Genomic DNA, 25,096 nt, shown 5'->3' with positions numbered 1-25,096 from the left:
GAGGATCGCCATGCGCGCCCTGCCCCGCCGCCTGCTGCCGGCCGCCCTGCTGCTGCCCCTCGTCGCGTCCGCCGACGAACTCCCCGCCCCGCTCCAGGCCCTCGAGGCCGAGGGTCTGACGATACACGGCCGCTTCGAGGCGCCCGACGGGCTGACCGGCTACGCCGCCAGCGCCGGGGGCCAGCCGATGACGATCTTCGTCACCGAAGGCGGCCAGCATGCGGTGATCGGCAACCTGATCGACGCCGAGGGCGAGAACCTCTCCCGGGCGCCGCTGGACCGCCTGGTGCGCGCGCCAAAGGACGCCGAGACCTGGGGCGAGCTCGAGCAGAGCGCCTGGATCGCCGACGGCCGCGACGACGCCGAGCGCATCGTCTACGTGTTCACCGATCCCAACTGCCCCTACTGCCGCCGGTTCTGGCAGGCCGCCCGCCCCTGGGTGGAGGCCGGCAAGGTCCAGCTGCGCCACGTGATGGTCGGCATCCTCGCCGCCGACAGCCCGCGCAAGGCGGTCTCGCTGCTGGCCGCCGACGACCCCGCCGCGGCGCTGGCCGCCCACGAGCGCGGCGACACGGTCGAGATCCTCGACGCCCTGCCCCGCCCGTTGGAGCTGGCCCTGCAGGAGAACCACAACCTGATGGACGGCCTCGGCCTGGTCGCCACCCCGGGCATCGTCTATCGCCCGAACGACCCTCAGAGCAGCGGCCTGCTGAAGACCGCCCAGGGCATGCCGAGCGACGAGGCACTGACCGAGATCCTCGGCCCGCGCCCCTGATCACGGCGCCATCAACATTCGCGCCTACACCCGCCGAGCGATAAACCAGCCGACGACCATGGCCGCCAGCATGGCGGCCAGCGGCAGCGAGATGCCCGACACCGAGGCGAAGGCCGGCCCCGGGCAGTAGCCGGAGAGCCCCCAGCCGACGCCGAACAATGCCGCGCCGCCGAGCAGCCGCCCGTCCAGGTCGCGCCGGGTCGGCAGCTGGAAGGCGCTGGCGAACAGCGGATGGGGGCGGCGCATGGCCAGCCGGTAGCCGACGAAGTGGGTCACCACGGCGCCGCCGAGCACGAACATCAGGGTCGGGTCCCAGTCGCCGGCGACGTCGAGGAAGCCGAGCACCCGCGCCGGATCGGTCATGCCGGAGATCGCGAGTCCCAGGCCGAACAGCAGCCCGGCGATGTAGGCCATCACGGATCTCATGCGCCACCTCCGATCACGTGCCGGACCACGAACACGGTGACGATCGCCACCGCCAGGAACACCAGGGTCGCCGCCACCGAGCGCGGCGACAGCCGGGCCAGGCCGCACACCCCGTGGCCGCTGGTGCAGCCGCTGCCGATGCCGGTGCCCACGCCCACCAGCAGGCCGGCGACCAGCATGGTCGCCACCCCGCCAGCGGGGGCGCCGATCACCGCCCCGGCACGGCCCGCCACGTTGCCGAGCCCGCCGCCGGCCAGGATCACCAGCGCCGGCCCCGAGACCAGCCCCAGCAGGAAGGCCAGCCGCCAGCCGCTGTCGCCCCTGGGGCGCGCGGTGATCAGGGTGCCGAGGATGCCGCTGATCCCGGCGATGCGCCCCAGCGTGATCATCAGCCAGGTCGCCGAGAGGCCGATCAGCACCCCGCCGATCAGGCCGTGAAGGCTTGCCGTCATGTCCACCGTCATGTCTCCTTTTCCGTCATCCTGCCGGGCGCCATATTGGCCGCGGCATTCTCCTGGTGCAGGGCCTGCCAGGCATCGAAGGTGCTCAGGAACACCCGGCCGCCGAGCTCATGGCAGAAGTCGGTGGCCGCCAGGCGATCCATCACCGGCCCCTTGACCTCCGCCAGGTGCAGCGCCACCCCGGCGTCCTTCAGCCGCCGGTTGATCGCCTCCAGGCTCTCCAGCGCCGAGGCGTCGATGCCATTGACCGCCTGGCAGGCCAGCACGATGTGCTCGAGGCCCGGCTGGCGGGCCGCCAGCGCCATCACCGTGTCCTCCAGATAGCGGGCGTTGGCGAAGTAGAGGCTCTCGTCGACGCGCAGGATGGCGAGGCGCTCGTCGGTCTCCACCTCATCGTAGCGCTGCACGTTGCGGAAGTGCTCGCTGCCGGGCACCCGCCCCACCACGGCGCTGTGCGGCCGGCTGGTGCGGTAGAGATGCAGCCCCAGCGACAGCGCCACGCCGGCCAGGATGCCGCTCTCCACGCCGTGCACCAGGGTCAGCGTCAGGGTCGCCAGCATGGCCACGCCATCGGCCCGGGAGTAGGCCCAGGTGCGGCGGATGGCGGGCAGATCGATCAGGGTGCCCACGGCGACGATGATGGTGGCGGCCAGCGTGGCCTTCGGCAGGAAGGCCAGCGGCGCGGTCAGGGTCAGGGTCGCCACGGCGATGCCCAGCGCCGTAAAGGCACCGGCCAGCGGCGTGGCGGCTCCGGCCTCGAAGTTGACCACCGAGCGCGAGAAGCCGCCGGAGACCGGCGAGCCGCCGCTGGCCCCGGCGCCGAGGTTGGCCAGGCCCAGGGCGATCAGCTCCCGATTCGGATCGATGCGCTGGCGGCGCTTGGCGGCCAGGGTCTGAGCCACCGATACCGACTCCACGAAGCCCACCAGGCTGATCAGCAGCGCCGGAGCGAGCAGGCTCGACCACAGCCCCGGCTCGAGGCTCGGCAGCGCCAGCGACGGCAGCCCGCCCGGCACCTCGCCGACCAGCGCCACGCCGCGCTCGCCGAGCCCCAGCGCCCAGGCCAGCAGAGTGGTGACGATCACCGCCGAGACCGGCGCGGCCTTGGCCACGAGGTCGGCGACCGTGGCCGACAGCCCCAGGCGTCGCAGCCCGCCCTTGAGATAGCGCCGACACAGCACCAGGAAACCCCAGACGCCGAGGCCGAGCACCAGCGTGATCGGATTGACCTCGCCCAGCGCGGTGACCAGCGCCATGACCATCTCGACCAGGGTGTGACCCGAGGCCTCGACGCCGAGCAGATGACGCAGCTGACTGGCGGCGATCAGGATCCCCGAGGCGGTGACGAAGCCCGAGATCACCGGATGGCTCAGGAAGTTGGCGAGAAAGCCCAGCCGCAGCAGCCCCATGGCCACCAGCATCGCCCCGGAGAGCGCCGCCAGCACCAGGGCACCGCCCACGTACTCGGCGCTGCCCGGCGGGGCGATGGCGGACAGCGCCGAGGCGGTCATCAGCGAGGCCACCGCCACCGGCCCCACCGCCAGGGTGGCGCTGGTGCCGAAGATCGCGTAGAGCACCAGCGGCAGCATGCTGGCATAGAGCCCCACCTCCGGCGGCAGGCCGGCCAGCAGCGCATAGGCCAGGGCCTGGGGCACCAGCATCAGGGTGACGATCACCGCCGCCAGCAGGTCCCGGGCCAGGGTGTCGCGCCGGTAGCCGTGCAGCCAGCCGATCAGCGGAATCCAGCGTGAGGGCGTCATCGTGGTCTCGCGCTCATGACAGGGTCTCCCGACATCAGAAACGGTTGAGCGGCACCTTGAGGTAGACCTGGCCGTTGTCCTCGGCCGGCGGCATCTCGCCGGCGCGCATGTTGACCTGCACCGAGGGGATGATCAGCCGCGGCATGCCCAGGGTGGCATCGCGCTCGGTGCGCAGGGTCACGAAGTCGTCCTCGCCGACGCCCTCGTGGACGTGGATGTTATGCGCGCGCTGCTCGGCCACGCTGGTCTCGTGCCGGAACGCCTCGCGATCCGGCGCCTTGTAGTCGTGGCACAGGAACAGCCGCGTCTCGGCAGGCAGCGCCAGCACCTTCTGGATGGAGCGATAGAGGGTGCGGGCATCGCCGCCGGGGAAGTCGCAGCGCGCGGTGCCGTAGTCGGGCATGAACAGGGTGTCGCCGACGAAGGCCGCGTCGCCGATCACGTAGGTCAGGCAGGCCGGCGTGTGGCCCGGGGTGTGCAGCACCCGGCCCTCGAGGCCGCCGATGGCGAAGGTGTCGCCCTCCTCGAACAGGCGGTCGAACTGGCTGCCGTCACGGGCGAACTCGGTGCCGGCGTTGAAGGCCTTGCCGAAGATCTCCTGCACCTCGACGATGCGCGCGCCGATGCCGGTGCGGCCGCCGAGCTTCTGGTGCAGGTAGGGCGCCGCCGAGAGGTGGTCGGCGTGGACGTGGGTCTCGAGCACCCACTCGACGCTGAGCCCCTCGCGCGCGATGAAGGCGATGATGGCATCGGCCGAACGCACGTCGGTGTGGCCGGCGGCGTAGTCGAAGTCGAGCACCGAATCGAGGATGGCGCAGGACGTGGAGTCCGGGTCGCGGACCACGTAGCTGAAGGTGTTGGTGGGCTCGTCGAAGAAGGCCGTGACGATGGGCTGCTGGGACATGGGGTGCCTCCGTATGCAGCAGAGGGTGAAGAGCGACGGACGCGGCGCGTCCCGATGGCGGTTGGCGATAGCCGCAGCATAACAAGATATTTTGTTCTAACGTTAGACTTATTTTTTATATATAGCGCGCCGGCAGATAGCACTGCGCCATAGGCCAGACGCAGCACCTGTGCGCCATGAAGGCAAGATGGGAGCCTGGCTGGAAAAGTCGGAGAGCAATCAGAGTTCGATGCGCTGGCGGTAGGTCGCGATCTCGGCCTCGATGCCGGCTTCGGCCAGCGCCGCCTGCAGCGCCCGCTGGGCCCCGGGCTCGCCGTGCACCAGGAAGAACCGGGGGCGATCGTGGAAGGCGCCCGCCCAGCCGATCAGCTCCTGCTGGCCGGCATGGGCCGAGAAGCCGCCCAGGGTGTGTACCCGGGCCTTGACCGCCAGATCCTCGCCCAGCACCCGCACCCGCTCGGCCCCCTCGACCAGCTGGCGCCCCAGCGTGCCCTCGGCCTGGAAGCCGACGATCACCAGGTGAGTGCTTTCACGTTCCAGGTTGTAGCGCAGGTGATGGACGATGCGCCCACCGGTACACATGCCCGAGCCGGCGATGATGATGGCCCCGCCGTGGATGCGGTTGATGGCCATCGACTCCTCCACGTCGCGGGTCAGGCGCAGGTTCGGCAGGTACTGATCGGGGTCGCCGTGGGCGGCGACGTTGAGCACCTTCAGGTCCTCGGGGTCGAGCGCCTTGCGCTTGCGCCCATAGAGCTCGGTGACGCGGATCGCCATGGGGCTGTCGAGGAACACCAGCTGCTGGGGCAGGCGCCCCTTGTGGTAGAGCACGCTCAGGTGGTAGAGGATCTCCTGGGTGCGCCCCACCGCGAAGGCCGGGATCAGCACGTTGCCGCCGTCGACGTGGGCCTCCTCGAGCACCCGGCGGAATTCCTCGAGGGTGTCGTCGAGGGGGCGATGATCGCGATCGCCGTAGGTGCTCTCCATCAGCACCACATCGGCGTCATGGACCTTCTCCGGGTCCTTCATCAGCACCGAGTCGGGGTTGCCCAGGTCGCCGGAGAACACCAGCCGCCGCCGCTGGCCACCGGAGGGGATCGACAGCTCGACCACCGCCGAGCCGAGGATGTGGCCGGCATCGCGGAACACCAGGGTGACGCCGCCGGGCAACGCCACCGGCTGGCCGTAACGATGCGGCTCGCACTGGGCCAGGGTGCGGGCCACGTCGTCCTCGTCGTAGAGCGGCTCGATGGCGGACTTGCCGGCCCGCGCCCGCCAGCGGTTCTCCCACTCCACGTCCCTGGCCATCACGAAGGCGGCGTCGACCAGCATGATCTCGAGCAGCTCGGCGGTATCCGCGGTGCAGTGGATCGGCCCGCGATAGCCCTCGCGGACCAGCTTCGGCAGCAGCCCGGCATGGTCGAGATGGCCGTGGGAGATCACCACCGACTCGAGCTCCTCGGCCAGACGTCCGAAGGGCACGGCATTGGCGCCTTCGGCCTCGCGTCCCCCCTGGTGCAGGCCGCATTCCAGCAGCAGCCGGTGAGGGCGGGGCTCGCCGTCCACCTCGAGCAGATAGCGAGAGCCGGTGACCTCGCCCACCGCCCCCAGAAAGGTCAAGCTCGACATGACCACCTCCCCTGCGCGCCCTGGGACTCTTCTTCGAGCATAACCAAGCCACGCCCGACGCGCCTTGGCTCAAGTCATCGTCGGCGCGGCCGATAGCGAACCGCAGACTCCGCCTCCTCGCCCGCCAGGGATCATCAGGTCACGCTCAAGGGAACCTCCCCACATGCACGCATCCGCCACCTCGCTGCTCCGCCCCGCCATCGCATTCGGCCTGGCCCTGGCCCTGACCGCCTGCGCCAGCCTGTCAGACACGCCGACGCCGCCGCCGAAACGGCTGGACGAGACGCTGGGAGCGGCGACCGCGGCCCTGGTCGAGGCTAACCCGATCCTGGCCGAATACGGCCCGCTGATTCCCACGACCATGGTCGACGTCGACGACCTGAACCGTTCCTCGACCCTGGGACGGCTGGCCAGCGAGATCGTTGCCGCCGAACTCACGCGGGCCGGGCTGCAGGTGCGCGAGGTCCGCCTGGGCGGCCGGCTCTACGTCGAGGAGCATACCGGGGAGCTGATGCTGTCGCGCCTGACGCCGCGCCTGGGCATCGACCAGGGCGCCCGCACGCTGATGGTGGGCACCTATGCCGTGGGTGAAGAGCGGCTCTACCTGACCCTGCGCATCGTGCGCGTCGGCGACGGCAACGCCCTGGCCGCCACCCAGCTCAGTCTGCCGCTGACCAACGATCTACGCGCCATGCTCGGGCGCTGGTAGCCCCGCGTCGATCAGCGTGCCTGGATGACCACCTCGACCCGGCGGTTGCGGGCGCGGCCCTCGGCGGTGTCGTTGCCGGCCAGCGGCCGGGTGTCGGCCAGCCCCACGGCGCGCAGCCGCGCGGGGTCGACGCCGTCCTCGATCAGCGCCTCGACGATGGCAATGGCCCGGGCGCTGGACAGCGACCAGTTGGAAGGGAAGCGCGGCGTCTGGATCGGCCGGCTGTCGGTATGCCCCTGCACCTCGACCTCGCCGGGCTGGCTGTCCACCACCTCGCGCAGCCGTTCGGCGATCAGCGCACGCCCCTCATCGGTGAGATCGGCCTGGGCGGAGGGGAACAGCAGCCGATCCTCGACCCGCAGGCGCACCCCCTCCGGCACCCGGGACACCTCGACGCCATCGAGGTCCGGCAGATAGGGCGCGGCGGCCACCGCCTCGGCGACCTCGCGGGCGGCGAGGGTCAGCGTCTCGGCGGCCTCCGGGGCCGGCGCCACGCCGGCGGGCAGCCGGTCGGTGAGGATCACCATGTAGTCGGCCAGCGGCGCCTCACGGTCTAGGCCCTCGGGCAGTGCCAGCATCGGCAGCCGCGGCATCGGCTCGGGCTCGGCGTCGGCTGATGCCTGATGCGCCAGCAGCGCGGGCGGTGCCGGCAGCGCGGCGCGGGATGGCAGGCCGGCCACGCCCAGCGCCGCCGAGATCACCGACGGTGCGAGGCCCGGTCGCCTCGCTGGCGCCGTCGGTTCGGCCAACGCCTGGCTCAGCTCCGCCGGCAGCGGCACGCCGAGACGACGCGACGCCCCGTCGGCCCCGGCCACCTCGGCGATCACCGTCTCGTCCGCGTCCGGCGCGGTGTCGTCGGTGCGATGCGTCAGCGCGATCATCAGCACGAACAGCGCGACCAGCAGGGTCATCACGTCGATATAGCTGACCATCCAGCCGTGACCGCTCTCGTCGTGGTGATGATCCGGCAGGAGGGACTCGTGGCGGGACAGGCCGCGGGGATGCTGCATGGCTCGACTCGGCAATGGTATGGCGGAGCGCCAAGCCTAACGCCCGCCCACCCCGGCCGAAGCGTCGAACAGGCGGGATTCGCGACCGCCTATTGGGCCTGAAACGCCAGACGGCGAAGCCACAGACGCAAGGCGCCCCGCCCCGGAGAACCGGGACGGGGCGCACGCTTGCGCGTCAGACCTGGGTCAGGCGCTTAGCGATAGACCGGCAGACGGCCGCAGACGGCCTCGACCTTGCCCTTGACCTCGGCCTCGATGGCGGAGGTGTCCTCGCCCTTGGCCAGCACGTCGAGGATGTCGCAGATCCAGCCGGCCAGCTCGCCGCACTCGGACTCGCCGAAGCCGCGGGTGGTCACCGCCGGGGTACCGATGCGCAGACCGGAGGTCACGAACGGGCTCTGCGGGTCGTTCGGCACGGCGTTCTTGTTGACGGTGATGTGGGCGCGGCCCAGGGCGGCGTCCGCGTCCTTGCCGGTCACGCCCTGCTTGACCAGGGACAGCAGGAAGAGATGATCCTCAGTGCCGCCGGAGACGATGTCGAAGCCGCGCTCGATGAACACGCCGGCCATGGCCTTGGCGTTCTTCAGCACCTGCTCCTGGTAGGTCTTGAACTCGGGCGCCATGGCTTCCTTGAAGCAGATCGCCTTGGCGGCGATGACGTGCTCCAGCGGACCGCCCTGGATGCCCGGGAAGACCGCGGCCTGCAGCTTCTTCTCGACCGCCTCGTCGTTGGCGCTGGAGAGGATCAGGCCGCCGCGCGGGCCGCGCAGGGTCTTGTGAGTGGTGGTGGTGACCACGTGGGCGTGGGGCAGCGGGCTCGGGTAGACCCCGGCGGCCACCAGGCCGGCGATGTGGGCCATGTCGACCAGCAGGTAGGCGCCCACTTCGTCGGCGATCTCGCGGAACTTGGCCCAGTCGATGATCTGTGAGTAGGCGGAGAAGCCGGCGATGATCATCTTCGGCTGGTGCTCGCGCGCCAGCTGGGCGACCTGGTCGTAGTCGATGCGGCCGTTCTCGTCGATGCCGTACTGCACGGCGTTGTAGTGCTTGCCGGAGAAGTTCGGCTTGGCGCCGTGGGTCAGGTGACCGCCGGCGTCCAGGCTCATGCCCAGCACGGTGTCGCCCGGGGTGACCAGCGCCTGGAAGACGGCGCCGTTGGCCTGGGAGCCGGAGTGCGGCTGGACGTTGGCGTAGGTGGCGCCGAACAGTTCCTTGGCGTAATCAATGGCCAGCTGCTCGACCACGTCGACGTACTCGCAGCCGCCGTAGTAGCGCTTGCCGGGATAGCCTTCCGCGTACTTATTGGTCAGCTGGCTGCCCTGGGCCTCCATGACGCGGGGGCTGGCATAGTTCTCGGAAGCGATCAGCTCGATGTGCGCTTCCTGACGCGTGCTTTCCTTCTGCATCGCATCGAACAGGGCATCATCGAAACCGGCAATCTGCATGTCACGGCTGAACATCGGCGGGAAACCTCGCATCAACGGGGAAATCGAAGGCCGCCATCATACCCCAGCGTATGGCGGCTTTCACATGAAACCCCGTCATGCGGCGCCCCATGATTTCTCATGTGCGCTTCAGTAATTCTGAAGGCTCCCGCGCCGCGCGGCTCAGCGCGTCTCCACGGCCATCGAGAGCTTGCTCGGCAGGCCCAGCGGGTCGGCGGCGAGCACGTCCGCGTCGCTCTCCGGCGGCAGGGTCAACGCCACCGTCACCTCGCTGGCCCGGCCAGCCATCATGTCCACCAGGCCGTCCAGCAGCTGGCCGAATTCGGGCCCGAGCATGGTGCCGAAGCCCCTGGCCTGGGTGCGCGCCTGATCGAGGAACTCGGCCTCGCTCACGCCGCGGCTGGCGGCCATCACCGCCGGCACGCGCCCGAACAGCCCCAGGTCGCCGAGGGTGGTCTCGATGCGCCCGCCGAGCAGGGTCACCCCGCTCAGGTCGGTCATCTCGGCCAGATAGGCGGCCGGCTCCACGCCTTCGGGAAGGCGCACCGGCAGCTCGCTGTCGAACGCCCAGCGGAAGGCGTCGGCGGCGGTGATCGTGCCGTCGCCGGAGAGCAGGCTCTTCTGGCCCAGCGCCTCCCAGCGGCCGTCGAACTCGGCGTCCAGCCGCAGCTGCCCGCTGCCGCCGGTGAGCACGTTGCTGGCCAGACGCAGCCGGGTGCGCTCCTCGGCCGGGGCCAGCTCGATCATCCGCGCCAGGTCCAGCTCGAGGGCCTCGAGCCGGGCACGGCCCTCGCCGTCGTGCATGTCGCCGTCGACGCTCAAGCGTGCCAGATCGGCCACCAGATGATCGGCGACGATCGACATGTCGTTCAGCTCGAAGCGATCCAGGGTCGCCGCCTCGGGATCGCCCGGCGGGTGGCTCAGGCCCTCGAGGCTCAGCGAGGCCAGGGTGAGGTCTCCCGCCCCCAGATCCTCCAGCCTCTCGGCGTGGCCCTCGATGCCGCTCATCTCCAGGCGGCCGACGCCGGTCGCCGTGAGCCCCTCGGCCTCGAGCCGCTGCGCCGTCAGCCAGCCGCTCGTCGACACCTGCGGGCTCAGGGTCTTCTTGCCGTCGGCGGAGGTGATCAGCCCCGACTCGAGCGCCAGGCGCAGCCCTTCGGCGCTCAGAGCGTCGGCCTCGAAGGCCGCATCGCCCAGCCGGCCCTCGTGCCAGGGCAGCGGCCCGCCGGGGCCGTCGAGGCGCAGCCGGTCGGCGGTCAGCACGCCCGCATCGCGGCCAGTGCGCTCGAGCCGCAGGCCCTCCATCACGATCGCCTCGGGGTCCTCGTAGTCGCCCTCGACCACATAGCGGGCCACGTCCAGTCGCGAGCCGTCGACGTCGACCAGGCTCAGGTCCTCGGCGCGGGTCTCGCCGCCGAGCAGGCTGTCGGAGACCTCGCCGATCGAGAACTCGCCGGCGGCGGCAAAGCGCTCGCGCAGGTCGGCCTCGAGGCGCTCGGCATCGGCCTGGGCCAGGCCGCAGGGCAGCACGGCGAGAAACGCGGCGAGCACGGCGCCTCGTGACGGAGCCTGACGTATCAGGGACTTGCGCATCAGGACGTTACGCATCAAGGACTTGCGCATGGGGGTTCACCTCCCTGGTGATCGCGCCTGGGGGGCGTCAGCGCGGTTCGGCGAGACGCGCCTCGAGCAGGCGGTTGACGTGGTCCAGCACCGCCAGCCGGGCGCGGCGCTTGTCATTGGCGTCGATCAGGGCCCAGCCCCCGTCGACGTCATGAGTATGCACAAAGATGTCGTCGATCGCCCGCCGGTAGTCGTCCCAGCGCTCGCGATTGCGCCAGTCCTCCTCGGTCAGCTTGTGGCGCTTGTGGGGCGTCTCGGCGCGCGCACGGAAGCGGCGCAGCTGCTCGTCCTTGTCGACCGCCAGGAACAGCTTGCCGAGTACCGCGCCATGGGCCAGCAGCTGGCGCTCGAAGCGGCGGATCTCGTCATAGCCGCGGCGCCAGGCGGCCGGCTCGGCCAGGCCCTCGACGCATTCCACCAGCACCCGGCCGTACCAGGAGCGATCGAAGATCGCCACCCGGCCATCCAGCGGCAACCGCTGCCAGAAGCGCCAGGCCCAGGGGTGGGCGCGCTCCTCCTCGCTGGGCGCGGCGATGCGATGGACGCGATACTGGCGAGCGTCGAGCGCCGAGGTCAGGCGATGGATACAGCCGCCCTTGCCGGCGGCGTCCTGGCCCTCGAAGGCCAGTACCACGGGAATCCGCCGACGCTGGATCTCGCGGGCGTTGCCGGCCAATCGGGCCTGGGCCTCCTTGAGGCGTTCCCGATAGGTGGCCTTGTCCATGGCCTCGGGCGACGCGGCGTCGAGGTCCGACAGCCGCGGCGGCGCCCCGATGCCCGCCGTGGGCGTGGTGAGCGGCGACTCGACATCGGGCAGCGGGCCGGCCATGGCCGCCACCAGCCTCTGGGCCAGGGCCTTGATCGGCGTCTCCTCGGGGCCCCCGGCCAGGCGGAGCCAGGGCGCATGATCGGCCTCGGTGGCCTCGCGCATCTCGCGGCCCAGGGCATCCAGAGCGTGGTACTGGAGATGGCGCTGCCAGTCGTGATCCTTGACCTGCCAGGCCCGCTCGGGGTCGTGCCACAGCGCCTTCAGGTGGCGCCCCTGGACGTCGCGGTCGATGTCCAGCCACAGCTTGACGATCGCCACGTTCTCGGCGGCCAGCTCGGCCTCGAAGGCACGGATCTCGGCCAGGCGGTCGTGGAAGGCGCCCTCCCCCAGGCGCTGCTCGGTACGGGCGAACAGCGCATCGCCGTACCAGCCGTGGACGAACACGCCGACCCGCCCGCGGGCCGGCAGGCGACGCCAGTAGCGCCACCAGTAGGGACGCTCGCGCTCCTCGCTGCTCGGCGCCAGGGCGTGCACCTCGGTCAGGCGATTCTCGAGGCGATGGTTGAGCTCGTTGATCAGCGCCGTCTTGCCGGCGGCGGCGTGGCCGGTGACCACCAGCACCACCGAGCGCGAGGCCTGGCGGGCCAGCTCCAGCTGGGCCTCGAGCAGCGCATAGCGCAGCGATTCCTTCATTCCGTCATCCTCATGCCTCGCCCAGCAGCCCCAGGCTCTCCGCCGGCGCCCGGCGCCGGATGCCCCGCGACAGCCACTGGCCGATGGCGCCGACCAGCAGCGCCCCGCCCAGCGGCAGCGCCAGCCACAGCGCCGGATGCCAGCGCGGCGTCAGGTCGAGCCAGCCGCCGTAGAGCCCGGCCGCGGCCAGCTCGGTCAGCGCCGCGGCCAGCAGGCCGCTGGCCAGCCCCAGCAGCGCGAACTCGGCGCCCTGCACCCGCCGCAGCAGCCGGTCGCCGGCGCCGAACACCCGCAGCAGCCCGGCCTCATGGGCGCGCACCGGCAGGCTGGCGGCCAGGGCGGCGTGCAGCACGCTGATCCCGGCCAGCAGCACCAGCACCAGCACCAGTTCCACGGCCCGGGTGACCTGCGACAGCACCTCGCGGACCCGCTCGAGGATCGCCTCCACGTCGAGCAGGGTGACGCCGGGAAAGTCGCGCACCAGCCGGCCCGGCAGCGCGCGCTCGTCGGGCGCCAGATGGAAGGCGGTGATATAGCTGTGGCCGAAGCGCTCCAGCACGCCCGGCGGGAAGATCACGTAGAAATTGGGCCGGAAGCTGTCCCAGTCCAGGTCGCGCAGGCTGGTGATCTCGCCGTCGATGGTGGCGCTGCCGACGGTGAAGGTCAGCACGTCGCCGAGCTCGAGCCCCAGCCGTCCGGCCAGCCCGCTCTCCAGCGAGATCGGCACCGGCGTCGCGGCCTCGCCGCCCGTCGCCGCCTCGGCGTCGAACCACTCCCCCGCCACCAGCCGGTTGCCCTCCGGCGGGTCGGCGCGCCAGGTCAGGTTGAGCTCGCGGCGCAGCGCGTTGTCGCCGCGCGCCTCCGCCGGCACCGCCTCGCGGGGCTCGGCACCGTCGATGGCGGTGAGCCGGCCGCGCACCATGGGGTAAAGATCGCTGCGCGATTCGGCGCCCTCGTTCAGGGCCGCGGCGAAGGCGTCGCGCTCGCCGGGCTGGATGTTGATGGCGAACTGGTTGGGCGTGTTCTCGGGCAGCTGCTCGCGCCAGGCGTCGAGCAGGTCGCCGCGCACCAGGGCGATCATCGCCATGGCGAACAGCGCCACCGAGAACGCCAGCAGCTGGCCGAGGCTGGCGGCGCGGCGCCGGGCCAGCTGGCGCCCGCCCAGGCGCAGCGCCTGCAGGTATCCGGCCCCGCCGCGCGCCGGCAGCCGCGAGCACAGCGCCAGCACGCCGCCGAGCAGCAGCCCACCCAGGCCCCACAGCACCGCCAGCGCCAGGCCGCCGCCGAGCAGCAAGGACAGCGACAGGATCGGATCGCCGGAGTAGAGCCACAGCAGCGCGCCGAACACCAGCGCCGCCGCCCCCACCACCCACCAGGCGGAGGCCGGCAGCGGGTCCAGCTCGCGGCGCAGCACCTTGAGCGCGCTGACCCGCCGCAGGCGCAGCAGGGTCGGCCCGGCGAAGCCGGCCAGCACCGCCAGCGCGGTCAGCACGCCGAGCGCCAGCGGCATCGGTCCCGGCGGTGGCAGCTCCACCGCCAGCAGCCGGCCGAGCAGCGCCAGCAGCAGCGCCTGGCCGGCCAGCCCCAGCAGCGCGCCCAGTGCCGAGGCCGCCAGCGCCAGCCACAGCAGCTGCAGGGCGAACAGCCGCACCAGCTCGGCCTGGCGGGCCCCGAAGCAGCGCAGCAGCGCCGCGGTGTCCAGGTGGCGTTCCACGTAGCGCCGGGTGGCCATGGCCACCGCCACGCCGGCCAGCAGCACCGCAGCGAGCCCGGCCAGGCTCAGGTAACGGTCGGCCCGGGACAGCGCGCTGCCGAGCCGCGGCCGGTCGCGGCGCACATCCTGCACCTCCACGCCCTCGGCGCGCAGGCGCTCGAGCCGAGGCGTGATCGCCTCCACCGCCTCGGGCGGGCCGGCGGCCAGCAGCTCGTACTCGATGCGCGAGCCGGGCTGGATCAGCCCGGTGGCCTCGAGATCGTCGACGTGCACCATCAGCCGCGGGTTGAAGCTGGAGAAGCCGGCCGAGGGATCGGCCTCGCGCTCGATCACCCCGCTCACCTCGAGCTCGGCCTGGCCCAGGCGCAGGGTGTCGCCGAGCTCGAGGTCGAGCAGCTGCGCCAGGCGCGGGGCGACCCAGGCGCCGCCGCGCTCGGGCCCGCGGGGCAGCGCCTCAGGGCCCGAGCCGCGGTCGACCACGGACTCGCCATAGTGGGGGTAGGCATCGTCGACCGCCTTCACGCCCACCGGCTGGAAGGCCTCGCCGGCGCTGACCATCGACACCATGTCGACCTGATCGGAGAGCGCGAGGCCGGCGTCCTCGAAGGCGCGGCGCAGCTCGGGATCGAAGGGCCGCGACTGCTCGAGCACCACGTCGCCGCCCAGCAGCTGGCCGGCCTGGCGGGTCAGGCCGCGCTCCAGGCGGTCGAGGAAGAAGCCGATCATGGTGGCGGCGGCCACCGCCAGGGTCAGCGCCAGGAACAGCGCGCGCACGTCGCCGGCGCGCAGGTCGCGCCTGAGCCCCTTCCACGACAGTGCTACGGCGTGGCGCATCATGCCTCGGCCTCCTCGCGCGCGATCGCCTCGAGTCGCCCGTCGACGAGCCGCAGGCAGCGATCGCAGCGCCGCGCCAGGGCCAGATCGTGGGTGACCAGCACCAGGGTGGTACCGGCCTCGCGATTGAGAGCGAACAGGCTGTCGATGATGCGCTCGCCGGTGGCCGGGTCGAGGTTGCCGGTGGGCTCGTCGGCGAACACCAGCTCGGCGCCGGTGACGAAGGCGCGGGCCAGGGCCACGCGCTGCTGCTCGCCGCCGGAAAGCTGCTTGGGCAGGTGATCGAGGCGCTCGCCGAGCCCCACCCGGCCGAGCCATTCGCGGGCGCGGGCCTCGGCGTCGCCGTCCGGGGCCAGCTCCAGCGGCAGCAGCACGTTCTCCAGCGCGGTCAGCGTCGGCAGCAGCTGGAAGTTCTGGAACACGAAGCCGACCCGCCCGGCGCGAAGCCCGGCGCGGCCGTCCTCGTCGAGGTCGCCGAGGGATTCGCCGAACAGCTCGAGCTCGCCGCCGCTCGGTGCGTCGAGCCCGGCCAGCAGGCCGAGCAGGGTCGACTTGCCCGCCCCGCTCTGGCCGAGGATGGCCAGCGTCTCGCCGGGGAACACCTCGAGGGCAAGATCACTCAGAATGGTCAGCGAACGCTCGCCGCTCTCCACCCGCTTGGTCAGGTGGGCGGCGCGTAGCATAGGATGAAGGTTTGCTGGCGAGGAGTCGGACATGAGGTCGGTCATGAGAAAGCGCATCCCTGTTGGTCGAGCCCAAGGCGTCCTGACGGCGTGCCTGCTGTGGACGCTGCTGGTGCTGGTGGCCGTCCCGGCGGCGGCCGCCGAGCGCCCGCGGGTGCTGGTGATGGGCGACAGCCTGAGCGCCGCCTACGGCATCGAGCGCGAGGCCGGTTGGGTCAGTTTGCTGGCCCGGCGGCTGGAGGGAAAGGCCCGGGTGATCAACGCCAGCATCAGCGGCGAGACCAGCGGCGGCGGCGCGACGCGGCTGCCGGCGCTGCTCGAGGAGCACGCCCCCGACCTGGTGGTGCTGGAACTGGGCGGCAACGACGGCCTGCGCGGCCTGCCGCCGCAGCAGATGCGCGCCAACCTGGCCGGCATGATCGAGCAGAGCCGGGCCGCCGACGCCGAGGTGCTGCTGCTCGGCATCGACATTCCGCCCAACTACGGGCCGGCCTACCGCGACGCCTTCACCGGGGTCTACGACGAGCTCGCCGACCGCTTCGAGGTGGCGCTGGTGCCCTTCCTGCTGGAGGGCGTGGCGCTGGACGACTCGCTGATGCAGGACGACGGCATCCATCCCACGGCGGCCGCCCAGCCCGCGCTGCTCGACAACGTCTGGCCGGCGCTGGCGCCGCTGCTGGAAGAGGAAGGCGTGGCGCTGGCCGTACGGAGAGACTAGGCGTCGCCCGGCGCAGCCGGCGCCTTCTGCCACTGCTGCAGCGCCAGTCCGCCGAGGATCAGCACCAGCCCCACCAGGGTCGAGGGCAGGATCGGCTCGCCGACGACCAGGTAGAGCAGCATCAGCGACACCGGCGGCGACAGGAAGATCAGGTTGGAGACCTTGGCGGTGCGCGACACCGTGCCCACCGCCAGCTGCCACAGCACGAAGGCGATGCCCATCTCGAACAGGCCCACGTAGACCCCGGCGGCGAGCCCGTCGAGGCCGTGCCACCGGAAACCCGGCCCGAACAGCAACAGCCCGGTCAGTACCGGCACCCCGACGCTGAAGTTCTGCCACTGGGCCACCAGCGGCGGGCGCCGGTCGCGCACGTTGAGCAGCCAGTAGAGCGCCCAGATCAGCGTCGAGACCAGCGCCAGCCCCACGCCCAGCGGGTCGGCGAAGGCCACGTCGAGCACCGCGCCACGGGTGGCGATCACCCACACCCCCGAATAGGCCACCAGCCCGGCCAGCGCGTCCACGAGCGTAAGCCGCTGGCCGAGGATCGGCACCGCCAGCAGCGCCATGGCCAGCGCCCAGGTGTAGTTCAGCGCCATCGCCTCCTGCCCCGGCAGACGGTCATAGGCGGCGAACAGCACCAGGTAATAGGCCACCGGATTCATCAGCCCCGCCCAGGCCGCGGTGCGCCAGCCGCGCTTCAGCGCCTCGCCGAGCAGGCCCCGGCGCACCACCAGCGCGCCGATCAGCGCCCAGGACACCAGCGCCGCGAGCCACATCAGCTCCAGCGGCGTCATCCGCTCGAGCGCCACCTTGAAGGCGGTGGCCACCGTGGACCAGAGCGCCACGGCGCCCAGCCCGTAGAGCATGGCGCGACGATCCGTTGTCATAAGCTCTCCCTGCTAGGTATCGAGCCGGCAGACGGCCGACTCAGCGATCGATGTGTCCCAGCTCCCGCGTCGGGTCGAGGCGGTCGCGCACGCGCTGCTTCAGCGTCTTGCTGTCGGGGAAACCGCCATCTCGCTTGCGCTCCCACAGGCTCTGCTCGTCGCAGAAGATCTCGAAGTAGCCGCCGTGGGACGGCACCAGGCTGACCTCCTCGAGGTCCTCACCGAAGGTCGAGAGCAGCTCCTGGGCGTACCAGGCACTGCGCAGCAGCCATTGGCACTGGGTACAGTAGTGAATGCGAATACGTGACACGATGCCCTTCCTGTCGCAACAATGAGCGCTTCATCCTACCAGCGAGGAGCCACCATGGCCGCCCCCGAGATCAGCCAGACCCGCCTCTACGAGCGGCTGACCGGCGACGAGGACAGCCGGATGTGCAAGGACATCCCCGACGAGGCCTGCCAGGAGCAGCCGCGCAACTTCTTCCTGCATCTGGCGGCATCGCTGGGCAACAAGCTCGCCGACGAGCTGGCCAGTGCCCGGCTGGTACTGCCCTGGCTGCTCGGCGCCATCGGCGCGCCGATCTGGATGGTCGGTCTGCTGGTGCCGATCCGCGAGGCCGGCGCCCTGCTGCCCCAGGTGTTCGTGGCCGGCGTCATCCGCGGCCGCCCCGAGCGCAAGGGCGTATGGGTGGCCGGCGCCCTGCTCCAGGCGCTGGCCGCGGCCGCCCTGGCCCTGCTGGCGCTGTTCGGCCGGGGCGGGCTAGGCGGCGCCCTGGTGCTCGCCGTGCTGGTGGTGCTGTCACTGGCCCGGGGCCTGTCGTCGATCGCCACCAAGGACGTGCTGGGCAAGACCATCGCCAAGCAGCGCCGGGGCACCCTGATGGGCTGGAGCGGCAGCCTGGCCGGCGCCGCCACCCTGGCCGCCGGCGTGGTGCTGATGGCCTTCGGTGACCGCCCCGGCGAGCTCGCCCTGGCCGCGCTGCTGGGGGTGGCCGCCCTGGGCTGGGCCGTGAATGCGCTGTGCGCCGTGCGCATCCACGAGGTGCCCGGCGCCTCGGAAGGCGGCGACAGCATCGCTTCGACGCTGCGCGAGGGCCTGCGCCTGCTGCGCCAGGACCGTGCCTTCCGCCACTTCAACCTGTCCCGGGCGCTGCTGCTGTCGAGCGCCCTGGCACTGCCCTACGTCGCCCTGCTGGGCCAGCGCCAGAGCGGCGACGAACTCGGCGACCTGGGCGTGCTGGTGATCGTCTCCGGCCTCGCCGGCATGCTGGCCAGCCCGATCTGGGGCAAGCGCGCCGACGACTCCAGCCGCCGGGTGATGCGTCTCGCCGCCCTCGGCACCGCCGTGTGCTGCGCGGCCGGCGCGCTGCTGGCCTGGCTGCCCCAGGCCTGGACCACCAGCGTCTGGCCCTACGCCGGGCTCTACGCGCTGCTGGTGATCGTCCACGCCGGGGCCCGGCTGGGACGCAAGACCTACGTCGTCGACCTGGCCGGCGCCGAGGATCGCGCGCTCTACGTGGCACTCTCCAACACCCTGACCGGCGTACTGATGCTGATCGTCGGCGGGCTGGTCGGCGCCCTGGCCCAGTGGCTCGGCAGCGGCGCCCTGCTGCTGGCGCTGGCCGCGACCGCGCTGGCCGCGGCGGCCAGCACTCAGCGCCTGCCGGAGGTCGAATGAGGGTAGCCGGCGTTGAAATCCGGCCGGCGGCTGGCCATGATACTTCGCAACGGGACCGCGCACGCGGCGCGGTCCATCACGATCTCGCGACAGGAATGCCTCGATGAAACGCCCCGCCATGATCAGCCCCGACCTGCTCGAACGCATGGTCGATGCCTCCGAGGACGGCATCGTCGTCGCCGAACAGGAAGGCGACGAGAACATCCTGATCTACGTCAACCAGGGCTTCGAGCGCCTGACCGGCTACAGCGCCGACGAGATCCTCTACCGCGACTGCCGCTTCCTGCAGAACGACGATCGCGACCAGCCGGGGCTGGCGGAGATCCGTCAGGCGCTCGCCGAGGGCCGCCCCTGCCGCGAGGTGCTGCGCAACTACAAGAAGGACGGCACCCTGTTCTACAACGAGCTGTCGATCACCCCGGTGTTCGACGAGCAGGACAACCTCACCTACTTCATCGGCGTGCAGAAGGACGTCACCGCCCGCGTCGAGGCCCAGCACGAGCTGGCGCGTCTCAAGGCCGAACACGGCCTGTCCTGAACCGCCGAACGCTCTCTCGGTTCCCCTTCCCGCCCCGCGCGACACGCCATGTCGCGCGGGGGACTTGCATCGCCTCCCGTCTCGCCTTATATAGCCGTCAGGTGCCCGCAACGGCGACCTGGGGCCTCGCGCAACGCGGGGTTCGGATCCGTTTCGCCGCCCTTCGCGGCCGGCCATGGGAGGACCTCGCATGCGCCAGAACAGCTATCACGAAGCACCCCTTCACGACGACGCCTATGACGACGCCCCCGACGAGGCCGTCAACGATGACGACGATCGCCGTGCCCGACCGGCGAGCCGTGCCGAACAGCTGCAGGCCAGACGCCGGCTGGAGGCGCTGCTGGAGGAGCGCCGCCTGAGGCGCACCATCGACGACGACTGGGACCTCGACGAGGAGGAGTGAGGGTCGAGGGGCGGCGACAGAAAGACGATGGCCAAGGACATGCGCCAAGGGGTTCCTCGCACCTTTCGTCTCGCCCCTCGCCCCTCGCACCGTTCCCCTCACACCTAGCCATTACTCCGCCCGGGCTCTATCATCGTGGTCCAGCGGATTCTGCTATCAGAACCTCCAACCCGCACTCCGCATCCTGCTTTTCAAAACATTAGTGAGCTTCCATGGCGCAATACGTCTACACCATGAATCGGGTGGGCAAGGTCGTTCCGCCCAAGAAACAGATTCTCAAGGACATCTCGCTGTCCTTTTTCCCCGGCGCCAAGATCGGCGTGCTCGGCCTCAACGGCGCGGGCAAGTCGACCCTGCTGCGCATCATGGCCGGCGTCGACACCGAGTTCGAGGGCGAGGCCCGCCCGATGCCGGGCATCAACGTCGGCTACCTGCCCCAGGAGCCGGAACTCGACGACGAGAAGAACGTCCGCGAGACCGTGGAAGAGGCACTGGGCGCCATCAAGGAGGCCCAGGAGAAGCTCGACGGCGTCTATGCCGCCTACGCCGAGCCGGACGCCGACTTCGACGCCCTGGCCGCCGAACAGGCCCGCCTCGAGAACATCATCGAGGCCGCCGACGCCCATAACCTGGAGCGCAAGCTCGAGGTGGCCGCCGAGGCCCTGCGCCTGCCGCCCTGGGAGGCCCAGGTAGGTCACCTCTCCGGTGGCGAGCGTCGCCGCGTGGCGCTGTGCCGCCTGCTGCTCTCCAGCCCCGACATGCTGCTGCTCGACGAGCCGACCAACCACTTGGACGCCGAGTCCGTGGCCTGGCTCGAGCGCTTCCTGCACGACTACAGCGGCACCGTGGTAGCGATCACCCACGACCGCTACTTCCTCGACAACGTGGCCGGCTGGATCCTCGAGCTCGACCGCGGCGAGGGCATCCCCTTCGAAGGCAACTACTCCCAGTGGCTCGAGGCCAAGGAGCAGCGCCTGGAGCGGGAAGCCAAGCAGGAAGCCTCGCGCCAGAAGGCCATCAAGCACGAGCTCGAGTGGGTGCGCTCCAACGCCAAGGGCCGTCAGGCCAAGAGCAAGGCACGCCTCAACCGCTTCGAGGAGATGCAGTCCGGCGACTTCCAGCAGCGCAACGAGACCAACGAGATCTACATTCCGCCCGGTCCGCGCCTGGGCGACAAGGTCATCGAGTTCCACGGCGTGTCCAAGGCCTTCGATGACAAGCTGCTGTACGAGAACCTGGACTTCGCGATTCCGCCCGGCGCCATCGTCGGCATCGTCGGCGGCAACGGCGCCGGCAAGTCGACCCTGTTCAAGCTGATCAACGGCACCGAGCAGCCGGACACCGGCGAGGTGGTCAAGGGCGATACCGTCGACATCGCCTACGTCGAGCAGCTGCGCGACGCCCTGGACAACAAGCAGACGGTCTGGGAAGCGGTGTCCGACGGCCAGGACATCCTCAACATCAACGGCTACGAGGTGTCCTCGCGGGCCTACGTCGGCCGCTTCAACTTCAAGGGCAACGACCAGCAGAAGCGCCTGTCGGACCTGTCCGGCGGTGAGCGCGGTCGCCTGCAGCTGGCCCAGACGCTGAAGCAGGGCGCCAACGTGCTGCTGCTCGATGAGCCGTCCAACGACCTGGACATCGAGACCCTGCGTGCCCTGGAAGAAGCCCTGCTGGCCTTCCCCGGCTGCGCCCTGGTGATCTCCCACGACCGCTGGTTCCTCGACCGCATCGCCACGCACATCCTCGCCTTCGAGGGCGAGTCGCACGTGGAGTTCTTCGAGGGCAACTACACCGAGTACGAGGCGGATCACAAGAAGCGCGTCGGCGACGAGACCCCGCATCGCATGAAGTACAAAAGGATTGATGCCTAAGCTGACAGCCTAGCGCTGGAAGCGGGACGACAACCCCACGGCCGACTGGTCGTGGGGTTTTTGCGTTGGCCCCGGCCGCTGGACAGCGGCGGCCTAAGCCGCCATAAGAAGATGTGGCGGAGCGCGGCGCCGCGAATGCCGTCATCCTGGCCGCGCGAGGACCGGCCATGTCACCGACGCTTCTGCTTCACCCCGTTCAGCTGTTCCGGCGCTTCGCCAGCAGCATCGCCTACCTGCCGACCCTGGCCGCCGCGAGCTACGGCCTGCTGGGCCTCATGATCCTGCTCAGCACCACCCTCGACGTCGGCTTTCCCGATGGCCTCGAGGCCTGGATTCCGCCGCTGCCCGACGGCGCCCGCGGGCTGATGACCGCGCTGCTCGGCGGCATGATCTCGCTGATGGTGTTCAGCTTCTCCATGGTCATGTCGATCCTCTCCCAGGCCGGCGGCAACTTCTCCCACAAGCTGGTGTTCGGGCTGATCAGCGAGCGTCGCCACCAGTGGGTACTGGGCCACTACCTCGGCACCATCCTGCTGCTGCTCCTGCTGCTGATGGCCCCGGACGACGCCCGGGGCTGGATGGCGCCCGCCGTCTATCTGGCCTGCATCCTGGTCGTACACTGCCTGGGGTTGTTCGTCTATTTCATCCACAACGCCTCGCAATCGGTCCAGATCGACGCCGTGATCCGTGATCTGCATGACACCACGCTCCGGGCCATGCATCGCCAGCAGGCGCGTCAGCGGGGAGAGCGCTGGCGATGCATGGACGCGCGACCGCTGCCGCGACCGCCCTGCCACGAGATCCGGATGCGCCAGGAAGGCTATGTCCAGAGTGCCGATCTCGCCGCCATGGCGAGGCTGGCGGCAGGCGTGAACGGCCGGCTGCACCTGAGCTTTCGCTTCGGCGACTATCTGATCGAGGGCGCCCCCGTGGCCATGCTGGAGGCCGAGGAGGCACCGGACGCGGCCTGGGAGGAGGCGCTGCAGGAGTGCCTGGTACGGCTGGACGGCGAGTCGGTGAGCGAACACTACGTGCACGGCATGACGCAGCTGATGGAGGTGGCGATCAAGGCCCTGTCGCCGGGCATCAACGACCCGGGCACGGCGCGGCTGTGCCTGCATCGCCTGACCGACCTGCTGCGCCATCATCTGGCCTGGCAGCCGACCAACGCCCTGCTCGACGAGCAGCAACGGCTGCGGGTGACCTGGCCGCTGGAAGGCCTCGACAGCCTGCTGCATCGACTGTTCGTGCCGCTGCTGCACTACGGCGGCGACGATCAGAGCGTGCTGCTGGGGCTGCTCAAGGCGCTGAAGGTGCTGTCACTCGAGGCCGACGGCACGCGGCTCAGCGCCCTGCAGGCCATGGCCGAGCGCGTCGTGGCACGGCTCGAGCGCATCTCCGACCATCCCATGGACCGGGCCTTCGTCGGCGACCGGCTGACCCGGGGACGACACCGGCTGGCGCTGCCCCGCGAGCTGCCGCCGAAGGGTGGCGCGGGTCAGTAGAGCTTCGGCTCGCCCCTGGGACGGGTCTTGAAGCGGCGGTGCAGCCACAGGTACTGCTCGGGATGACGGCGGATGGCGGCCTCGATGACGGCGTTGACCTGGGTGGCGTCGGCCACTTCGTCGCCGCTGGGGAAGCCTTCCAGCGCCGGCAGGTACTCCAGGGTATAGGTGCGGTCGTCGGGATTGCGGTGGAAGACCAGCGGCATGACCGGCGCCCCGGTCATGCGAGCGATCTTGGCGGTCAGCTTGACGGTCGCCGCCTCGACGCCGAAGAAGGGCGCGAAGACGCTGGCGTCGCGGCCGAAGTCCTGATCCGGCGAATACCAGACGTTGTGGCCGGCCTTGAGCCGGCGCACCACGCCGCGCAGGTCGTGGCGGTCGATGGCGCGGCCGAAGATCCGCGAGCGGGCGCGGGTCATGAAGCGCTCGAACAGCGGATTGTCGTGGGGACGATAGACCGCGTCGGCGGAGAAGAACAGCGAATGCAGGGCCCCGCCCAGATCCAGGGTCGAGAAGTGGATGCCGATGATCAGCACGCCCTTGCCCTGGGCCTGGGCGCGCGCCATGTGCTCCTGCCCCTTGAAGGTCACGCGGTGGCGCAGGTGCTCGGGATCGCGACACCAGCCGGTGGCCGTCTCCAGGATGCCGATGCCATTGGCGATGAAGGCCTCGCGCACCAGACGAGCACGCTGGTCCTCGTCCAGCTCCGGGAAGCACAGTCGGATGTTGGTCTCGGTGATGTGCCGCCGCCGACCGGCAAAGCGCCAGGCGGCCTGGCCGATGGCCCGGCCGATCCACAGCTTGAGTCGCCAGGGTAGCCAGGCGGCGACACGCATGGCACCGATGGACAGCCAGGTCGGCCAGTAACGGGGATGGGCGAAGGAGGTCGGTGTGGCGGTCTCGTCCTTGGACATGGGGCGCTCTTACTCGGGTTCAGCCCCCATGATAGCGCCTCGGCACCCGGGGCAGCACCCCGGTGAGCAGCGTATAGCTGATGGTGTCGCAGTGGCGGGCCACTTCGTCCACCGACAGCACCTCGCCGTTCGACGCCCGCCCCCACAGCACCACCTCGCTGCCGATATCGGCCTCGGGCAGCTCGGTCAGGTCGACGATCAGCATGTCCATGGACACCTTGCCGGCGATGGCGGCGCGGCGGCCGTCGACCAGCACCGGCGTGCCGTCCACGGCGTGGCGGTCGTAGCCGTCGCCATAGCCGCAGGCCACGACGCCGACGCGCGAGGGCCGCGGCGCCGTCCAGCGGCCGCCGTAGCCCACCGGCTCGCCCGCCTCGAGCTCGCGCACGGCGATGATCTCCGAATGCAGGGTCATCACCGGGCGAAGCCGCCGGCTGGCGGCGTTGGCCGCCTCGAGGGGGTCGCTGCCGTAGAGCATCACGCCGGGGCGATTCCAGGCGCCGTGGGCCTCGGCGCGGGCCAGGGTCGCCGGGGAATTGGCCAGGCAGGTGGGCGCGCCGAGCCGCTCGGCAAGCTCGGCCAGCAGCGCCGACTGGCGGCGAAAGTAGGCGGTATCGACGGCATCGGCGGTGGCGAAGTGGCTCATCAGGTGCAGGTCGGTGACGCACTCGGGGGCTTCGCGGAGGCGTCGCCAGGCCGCCTCGGCCCGCTCGGGAGGGAAGCCCAGCCGGTGCATGCCGGAATCCACCTTCAGCCACACCGGGGTGGGCCGCGCCGGGCGACGCGCCAGCAGGGCGTCCAGCTGCCAGTCGCTGTGCACCGCCACCCACAGGCCCAGGGCCTCGACGCGCTCGAGCTCGCTGGTCTCGAAGATGCCCTCCAGCAGCACCACGGGCGCCGTGATACCGCCCTCTCGCAGAGCCTCGGCCTCCTCGATGCAGGCCACGGCGAAGGCCGGTGCCAGCCCCTCCAGGGCCCGCGCGCAGGCGATCAGGCCATGACCGTAGGCATCGGCCTTGAGCACCGCCACGGCCTGGCTGTGAGGTGCCAGCTCGCGGGCCAGGCGGTAGTTGTGACGCAGGGCGTCCAGGTCGATATCGGCGCGTAGCGGTCTTGCCATGCGAGGCGTCTCCGGGAAGGGCAA

Annotated in this window: 23 protein-coding genes; 8 read left to right on the top strand and 15 right to left on the bottom strand. The window is 70.9% G+C overall.

What is annotated here, in order from left to right; translation table 11 throughout:
- Positions 1–10 precede the first annotated feature (10 nt).
- Positions 11–775 (top strand): thiol:disulfide interchange protein DsbG, encoded by a 765-nt coding sequence (gene dsbG / locus QWG60_RS03840; RefSeq protein ID WP_146907886.1) that lies wholly within the window; start codon positions 11–13, stop codon positions 773–775.
- 24 nt (positions 776–799) lie between these two features.
- On the opposite strand, the gene QWG60_RS03835 is transcribed toward dsbG, so the two are convergent.
- The 5 genes from QWG60_RS03835 to QWG60_RS03815 all read right to left on the bottom strand — a co-directional run bounded on the left by QWG60_RS03835 (position 800) and on the right by QWG60_RS03815 (position 5,955).
- On the bottom strand, positions 800–1,201 hold the full coding sequence (locus QWG60_RS03835) for a DUF6691 family protein (protein ID WP_186810044.1): 402 nt from the start codon (positions 1,199–1,201) through the stop codon (positions 800–802).
- Entirely contained in the window at positions 1,198–1,659 is a 462-nt protein-coding gene (locus QWG60_RS03830; protein ID WP_146907899.1) for a YeeE/YedE family protein, read from the bottom strand. Before QWG60_RS03830 ends, QWG60_RS03835 begins: the two co-directional genes overlap by 4 nt.
- Positions 1,660–1,661: 2 nt before the next feature.
- Complete coding sequence (locus QWG60_RS03825; protein WP_146907884.1) at positions 1,662–3,422, bottom strand: SulP family inorganic anion transporter; 1,761 nt, start codon at positions 3,420–3,422, stop codon at positions 1,662–1,664.
- A 34-nt stretch (positions 3,423–3,456) separates the two neighbouring features.
- The gene (locus QWG60_RS03820) at positions 3,457–4,326 is read right to left on the bottom strand and encodes an MBL fold metallo-hydrolase (protein ID WP_046079226.1); all 870 of its coding nucleotides are present in this window, start codon (positions 4,324–4,326) and stop codon (positions 3,457–3,459) included.
- A 219-nt stretch (positions 4,327–4,545) separates the two neighbouring features.
- Positions 4,546–5,955, bottom strand: a complete 1,410-nt coding sequence (locus tag QWG60_RS03815) for an MBL fold metallo-hydrolase RNA specificity domain-containing protein (protein ID WP_046079227.1) — start codon at positions 5,953–5,955, stop codon at positions 4,546–4,548.
- A gap of 163 nt (positions 5,956–6,118) precedes the next feature.
- Here QWG60_RS03815 and QWG60_RS03810 point away from each other — a divergent pair, with 163 nt between their 5' ends.
- Entirely contained in the window at positions 6,119–6,664 is a 546-nt protein-coding gene (locus tag QWG60_RS03810; RefSeq protein ID WP_146907882.1) for a FlgO family outer membrane protein, read from the top strand.
- Between the two features lie 11 nt (positions 6,665–6,675).
- Here QWG60_RS03810 and QWG60_RS03805 read toward each other — a convergent pair whose 3' ends face one another.
- From QWG60_RS03805 to QWG60_RS03780, 6 genes are all read right to left on the bottom strand, one after another.
- Positions 6,676–7,674, bottom strand: coding sequence for an OmpA/MotB family protein (locus QWG60_RS03805; protein ID WP_146907880.1), 999 nt, complete (start codon positions 7,672–7,674; stop codon positions 6,676–6,678).
- 194 nt (positions 7,675–7,868) lie between these two features.
- A complete protein-coding gene (gene glyA, locus QWG60_RS03800; RefSeq protein ID WP_046079231.1) occupies positions 7,869–9,134 on the bottom strand; it encodes a serine hydroxymethyltransferase in 1,266 nt (421 codons plus the stop codon).
- 147 nt (positions 9,135–9,281) lie between these two features.
- Complete coding sequence (locus QWG60_RS03795) at positions 9,282–10,742, bottom strand: hypothetical protein (RefSeq protein ID WP_146907878.1); 1,461 nt, start codon at positions 10,740–10,742, stop codon at positions 9,282–9,284.
- Between the two features lie 37 nt (positions 10,743–10,779).
- The gene (locus QWG60_RS03790) at positions 10,780–12,204 is read right to left on the bottom strand and encodes a polyphosphate:AMP phosphotransferase (protein WP_146907876.1); all 1,425 of its coding nucleotides are present in this window, start codon (positions 12,202–12,204) and stop codon (positions 10,780–10,782) included.
- Between the two features lie 10 nt (positions 12,205–12,214).
- On the bottom strand, positions 12,215–14,752 hold the full coding sequence (locus tag QWG60_RS03785) for an ABC transporter permease (RefSeq protein WP_186810046.1): 2,538 nt from the start codon (positions 14,750–14,752) through the stop codon (positions 12,215–12,217).
- Positions 14,752–15,468: an ABC transporter ATP-binding protein gene (locus tag QWG60_RS03780; protein WP_186810045.1), complete on the bottom strand. Its 717-nt coding sequence runs from the start codon at positions 15,466–15,468 to the stop codon at positions 14,752–14,754. Before QWG60_RS03780 ends, QWG60_RS03785 begins: the two co-directional genes overlap by 1 nt.
- Positions 15,469–15,478: 10 nt before the next feature.
- Between QWG60_RS03780 and QWG60_RS03775 the strand changes: the two genes are divergently transcribed.
- A complete protein-coding gene (locus QWG60_RS03775; protein ID WP_181454245.1) occupies positions 15,479–16,153 on the top strand; it encodes an arylesterase in 675 nt (224 codons plus the stop codon).
- On the opposite strand, the gene QWG60_RS03770 is transcribed toward QWG60_RS03775, so the two are convergent.
- Together QWG60_RS03770 and QWG60_RS03765 are read right to left on the bottom strand one after the other, a co-directional pair.
- A complete protein-coding gene (locus QWG60_RS03770; protein WP_107182247.1) occupies positions 16,150–17,040 on the bottom strand; it encodes a DMT family transporter in 891 nt (296 codons plus the stop codon). The two genes, QWG60_RS03775 and QWG60_RS03770, sit on opposite strands and share 4 nt — an antisense overlap.
- Before the next feature lie 40 nt (positions 17,041–17,080).
- Positions 17,081–17,350, bottom strand: a complete 270-nt coding sequence (locus QWG60_RS03765) for a SelT/SelW/SelH family protein (RefSeq protein ID WP_035598998.1) — start codon at positions 17,348–17,350, stop codon at positions 17,081–17,083.
- A gap of 54 nt (positions 17,351–17,404) precedes the next feature.
- Here QWG60_RS03765 and QWG60_RS03760 point away from each other — a divergent pair, with 54 nt between their 5' ends.
- The 5 genes from QWG60_RS03760 (at position 17,405) to QWG60_RS03740 (ending at position 23,038) form a co-directional block, all read left to right on the top strand.
- The gene (locus QWG60_RS03760; RefSeq protein WP_107182246.1) at positions 17,405–18,718 is read left to right on the top strand and encodes an MFS transporter; all 1,314 of its coding nucleotides are present in this window, start codon (positions 17,405–17,407) and stop codon (positions 18,716–18,718) included.
- Positions 18,719–18,821: 103 nt separating this feature from the next.
- Positions 18,822–19,256 (top strand): PAS domain-containing protein, encoded by a 435-nt coding sequence (locus QWG60_RS03755; protein ID WP_107182245.1) that lies wholly within the window; start codon positions 18,822–18,824, stop codon positions 19,254–19,256.
- A 190-nt stretch (positions 19,257–19,446) separates the two neighbouring features.
- On the top strand, positions 19,447–19,659 hold the full coding sequence (locus QWG60_RS03750) for a PA3496 family putative envelope integrity protein (protein ID WP_046079237.1): 213 nt from the start codon (positions 19,447–19,449) through the stop codon (positions 19,657–19,659).
- Between the two features lie 212 nt (positions 19,660–19,871).
- A complete protein-coding gene (ettA, locus tag QWG60_RS03745; protein ID WP_046079238.1) occupies positions 19,872–21,533 on the top strand; it encodes an energy-dependent translational throttle protein EttA in 1,662 nt (553 codons plus the stop codon).
- Positions 21,534–21,700: 167 nt separating this feature from the next.
- Complete coding sequence (locus tag QWG60_RS03740) at positions 21,701–23,038, top strand: DUF2254 domain-containing protein (RefSeq protein ID WP_046079239.1); 1,338 nt, start codon at positions 21,701–21,703, stop codon at positions 23,036–23,038.
- On the opposite strand, the gene lpxL is transcribed toward QWG60_RS03740, so the two are convergent.
- A complete protein-coding gene (gene lpxL, locus QWG60_RS03735) occupies positions 23,032–23,952 on the bottom strand; it encodes an LpxL/LpxP family Kdo(2)-lipid IV(A) lauroyl/palmitoleoyl acyltransferase (RefSeq protein ID WP_146907870.1) in 921 nt (306 codons plus the stop codon). The two genes, QWG60_RS03740 and lpxL, sit on opposite strands and share 7 nt — an antisense overlap.
- 19 nt (positions 23,953–23,971) lie before the next feature.
- Positions 23,972–25,072: an alanine racemase gene (alr, locus tag QWG60_RS03730; protein ID WP_146907868.1), complete on the bottom strand. Its 1,101-nt coding sequence runs from the start codon at positions 25,070–25,072 to the stop codon at positions 23,972–23,974.
- Positions 25,073–25,096 lie beyond the last annotated feature (24 nt).

It is taken from the genome of Halomonas halophila, from assembly GCF_030406665.1.
Lineage (GTDB): Bacteria > Pseudomonadota > Gammaproteobacteria > Pseudomonadales > Halomonadaceae > Halomonas > Halomonas halophila.
The sequence above is the reverse complement of the archived record's forward strand: the minus strand, read 5'-3'. Positions and strand labels throughout refer to the sequence as shown.

Coding starts and splice junctions, on each gene's coding strand:
- dsbG (WP_146907886.1), top strand. CDS start 11: ATGCGCGCCCTGCCCCGCCGCCTGCTGCCGGCCGCCCTGCTGCTGCCC.
- QWG60_RS03835 (WP_186810044.1), bottom strand. CDS start 1,201: ATGAGATCCGTGATGGCCTACATCGCCGGGCTGCTGTTCGGCCTGGGA.
- QWG60_RS03825 (WP_146907884.1), bottom strand. CDS start 3,422: ATGACGCCCTCACGCTGGATTCCGCTGATCGGCTGGCTGCACGGCTAC.
- QWG60_RS03820 (WP_046079226.1), bottom strand. CDS start 4,326: ATGTCCCAGCAGCCCATCGTCACGGCCTTCTTCGACGAGCCCACCAAC.
- QWG60_RS03815 (WP_046079227.1), bottom strand. CDS start 5,955: ATGTCGAGCTTGACCTTTCTGGGGGCGGTGGGCGAGGTCACCGGCTCT.
- QWG60_RS03810 (WP_146907882.1), top strand. CDS start 6,119: ATGCACGCATCCGCCACCTCGCTGCTCCGCCCCGCCATCGCATTCGGC.
- QWG60_RS03805 (WP_146907880.1), bottom strand. CDS start 7,674: ATGCAGCATCCCCGCGGCCTGTCCCGCCACGAGTCCCTCCTGCCGGAT.
- glyA (WP_046079231.1), bottom strand. CDS start 9,134: ATGTTCAGCCGTGACATGCAGATTGCCGGTTTCGATGATGCCCTGTTC.
- QWG60_RS03795 (WP_146907878.1), bottom strand. CDS start 10,742: ATGCGCAAGTCCTTGATGCGTAACGTCCTGATGCGCAAGTCCCTGATA.
- QWG60_RS03790 (WP_146907876.1), bottom strand. CDS start 12,204: ATGAAGGAATCGCTGCGCTATGCGCTGCTCGAGGCCCAGCTGGAGCTG.
- QWG60_RS03785 (WP_186810046.1), bottom strand. CDS start 14,752: ATGCGCCACGCCGTAGCACTGTCGTGGAAGGGGCTCAGGCGCGACCTG.
- QWG60_RS03780 (WP_186810045.1), bottom strand. CDS start 15,468: ATGTCCGACTCCTCGCCAGCAAACCTTCATCCTATGCTACGCGCCGCC.
- QWG60_RS03775 (WP_181454245.1), top strand. CDS start 15,479: ATGAGAAAGCGCATCCCTGTTGGTCGAGCCCAAGGCGTCCTGACGGCG.
- QWG60_RS03770 (WP_107182247.1), bottom strand. CDS start 17,040: ATGACAACGGATCGTCGCGCCATGCTCTACGGGCTGGGCGCCGTGGCG.
- QWG60_RS03760 (WP_107182246.1), top strand. CDS start 17,405: ATGGCCGCCCCCGAGATCAGCCAGACCCGCCTCTACGAGCGGCTGACC.
- QWG60_RS03755 (WP_107182245.1), top strand. CDS start 18,822: ATGAAACGCCCCGCCATGATCAGCCCCGACCTGCTCGAACGCATGGTC.
- QWG60_RS03750 (WP_046079237.1), top strand. CDS start 19,447: ATGCGCCAGAACAGCTATCACGAAGCACCCCTTCACGACGACGCCTAT.
- ettA (WP_046079238.1), top strand. CDS start 19,872: ATGGCGCAATACGTCTACACCATGAATCGGGTGGGCAAGGTCGTTCCG.
- QWG60_RS03740 (WP_046079239.1), top strand. CDS start 21,701: ATGTCACCGACGCTTCTGCTTCACCCCGTTCAGCTGTTCCGGCGCTTC.
- lpxL (WP_146907870.1), bottom strand. CDS start 23,952: ATGTCCAAGGACGAGACCGCCACACCGACCTCCTTCGCCCATCCCCGT.
- alr (WP_146907868.1), bottom strand. CDS start 25,072: ATGGCAAGACCGCTACGCGCCGATATCGACCTGGACGCCCTGCGTCAC.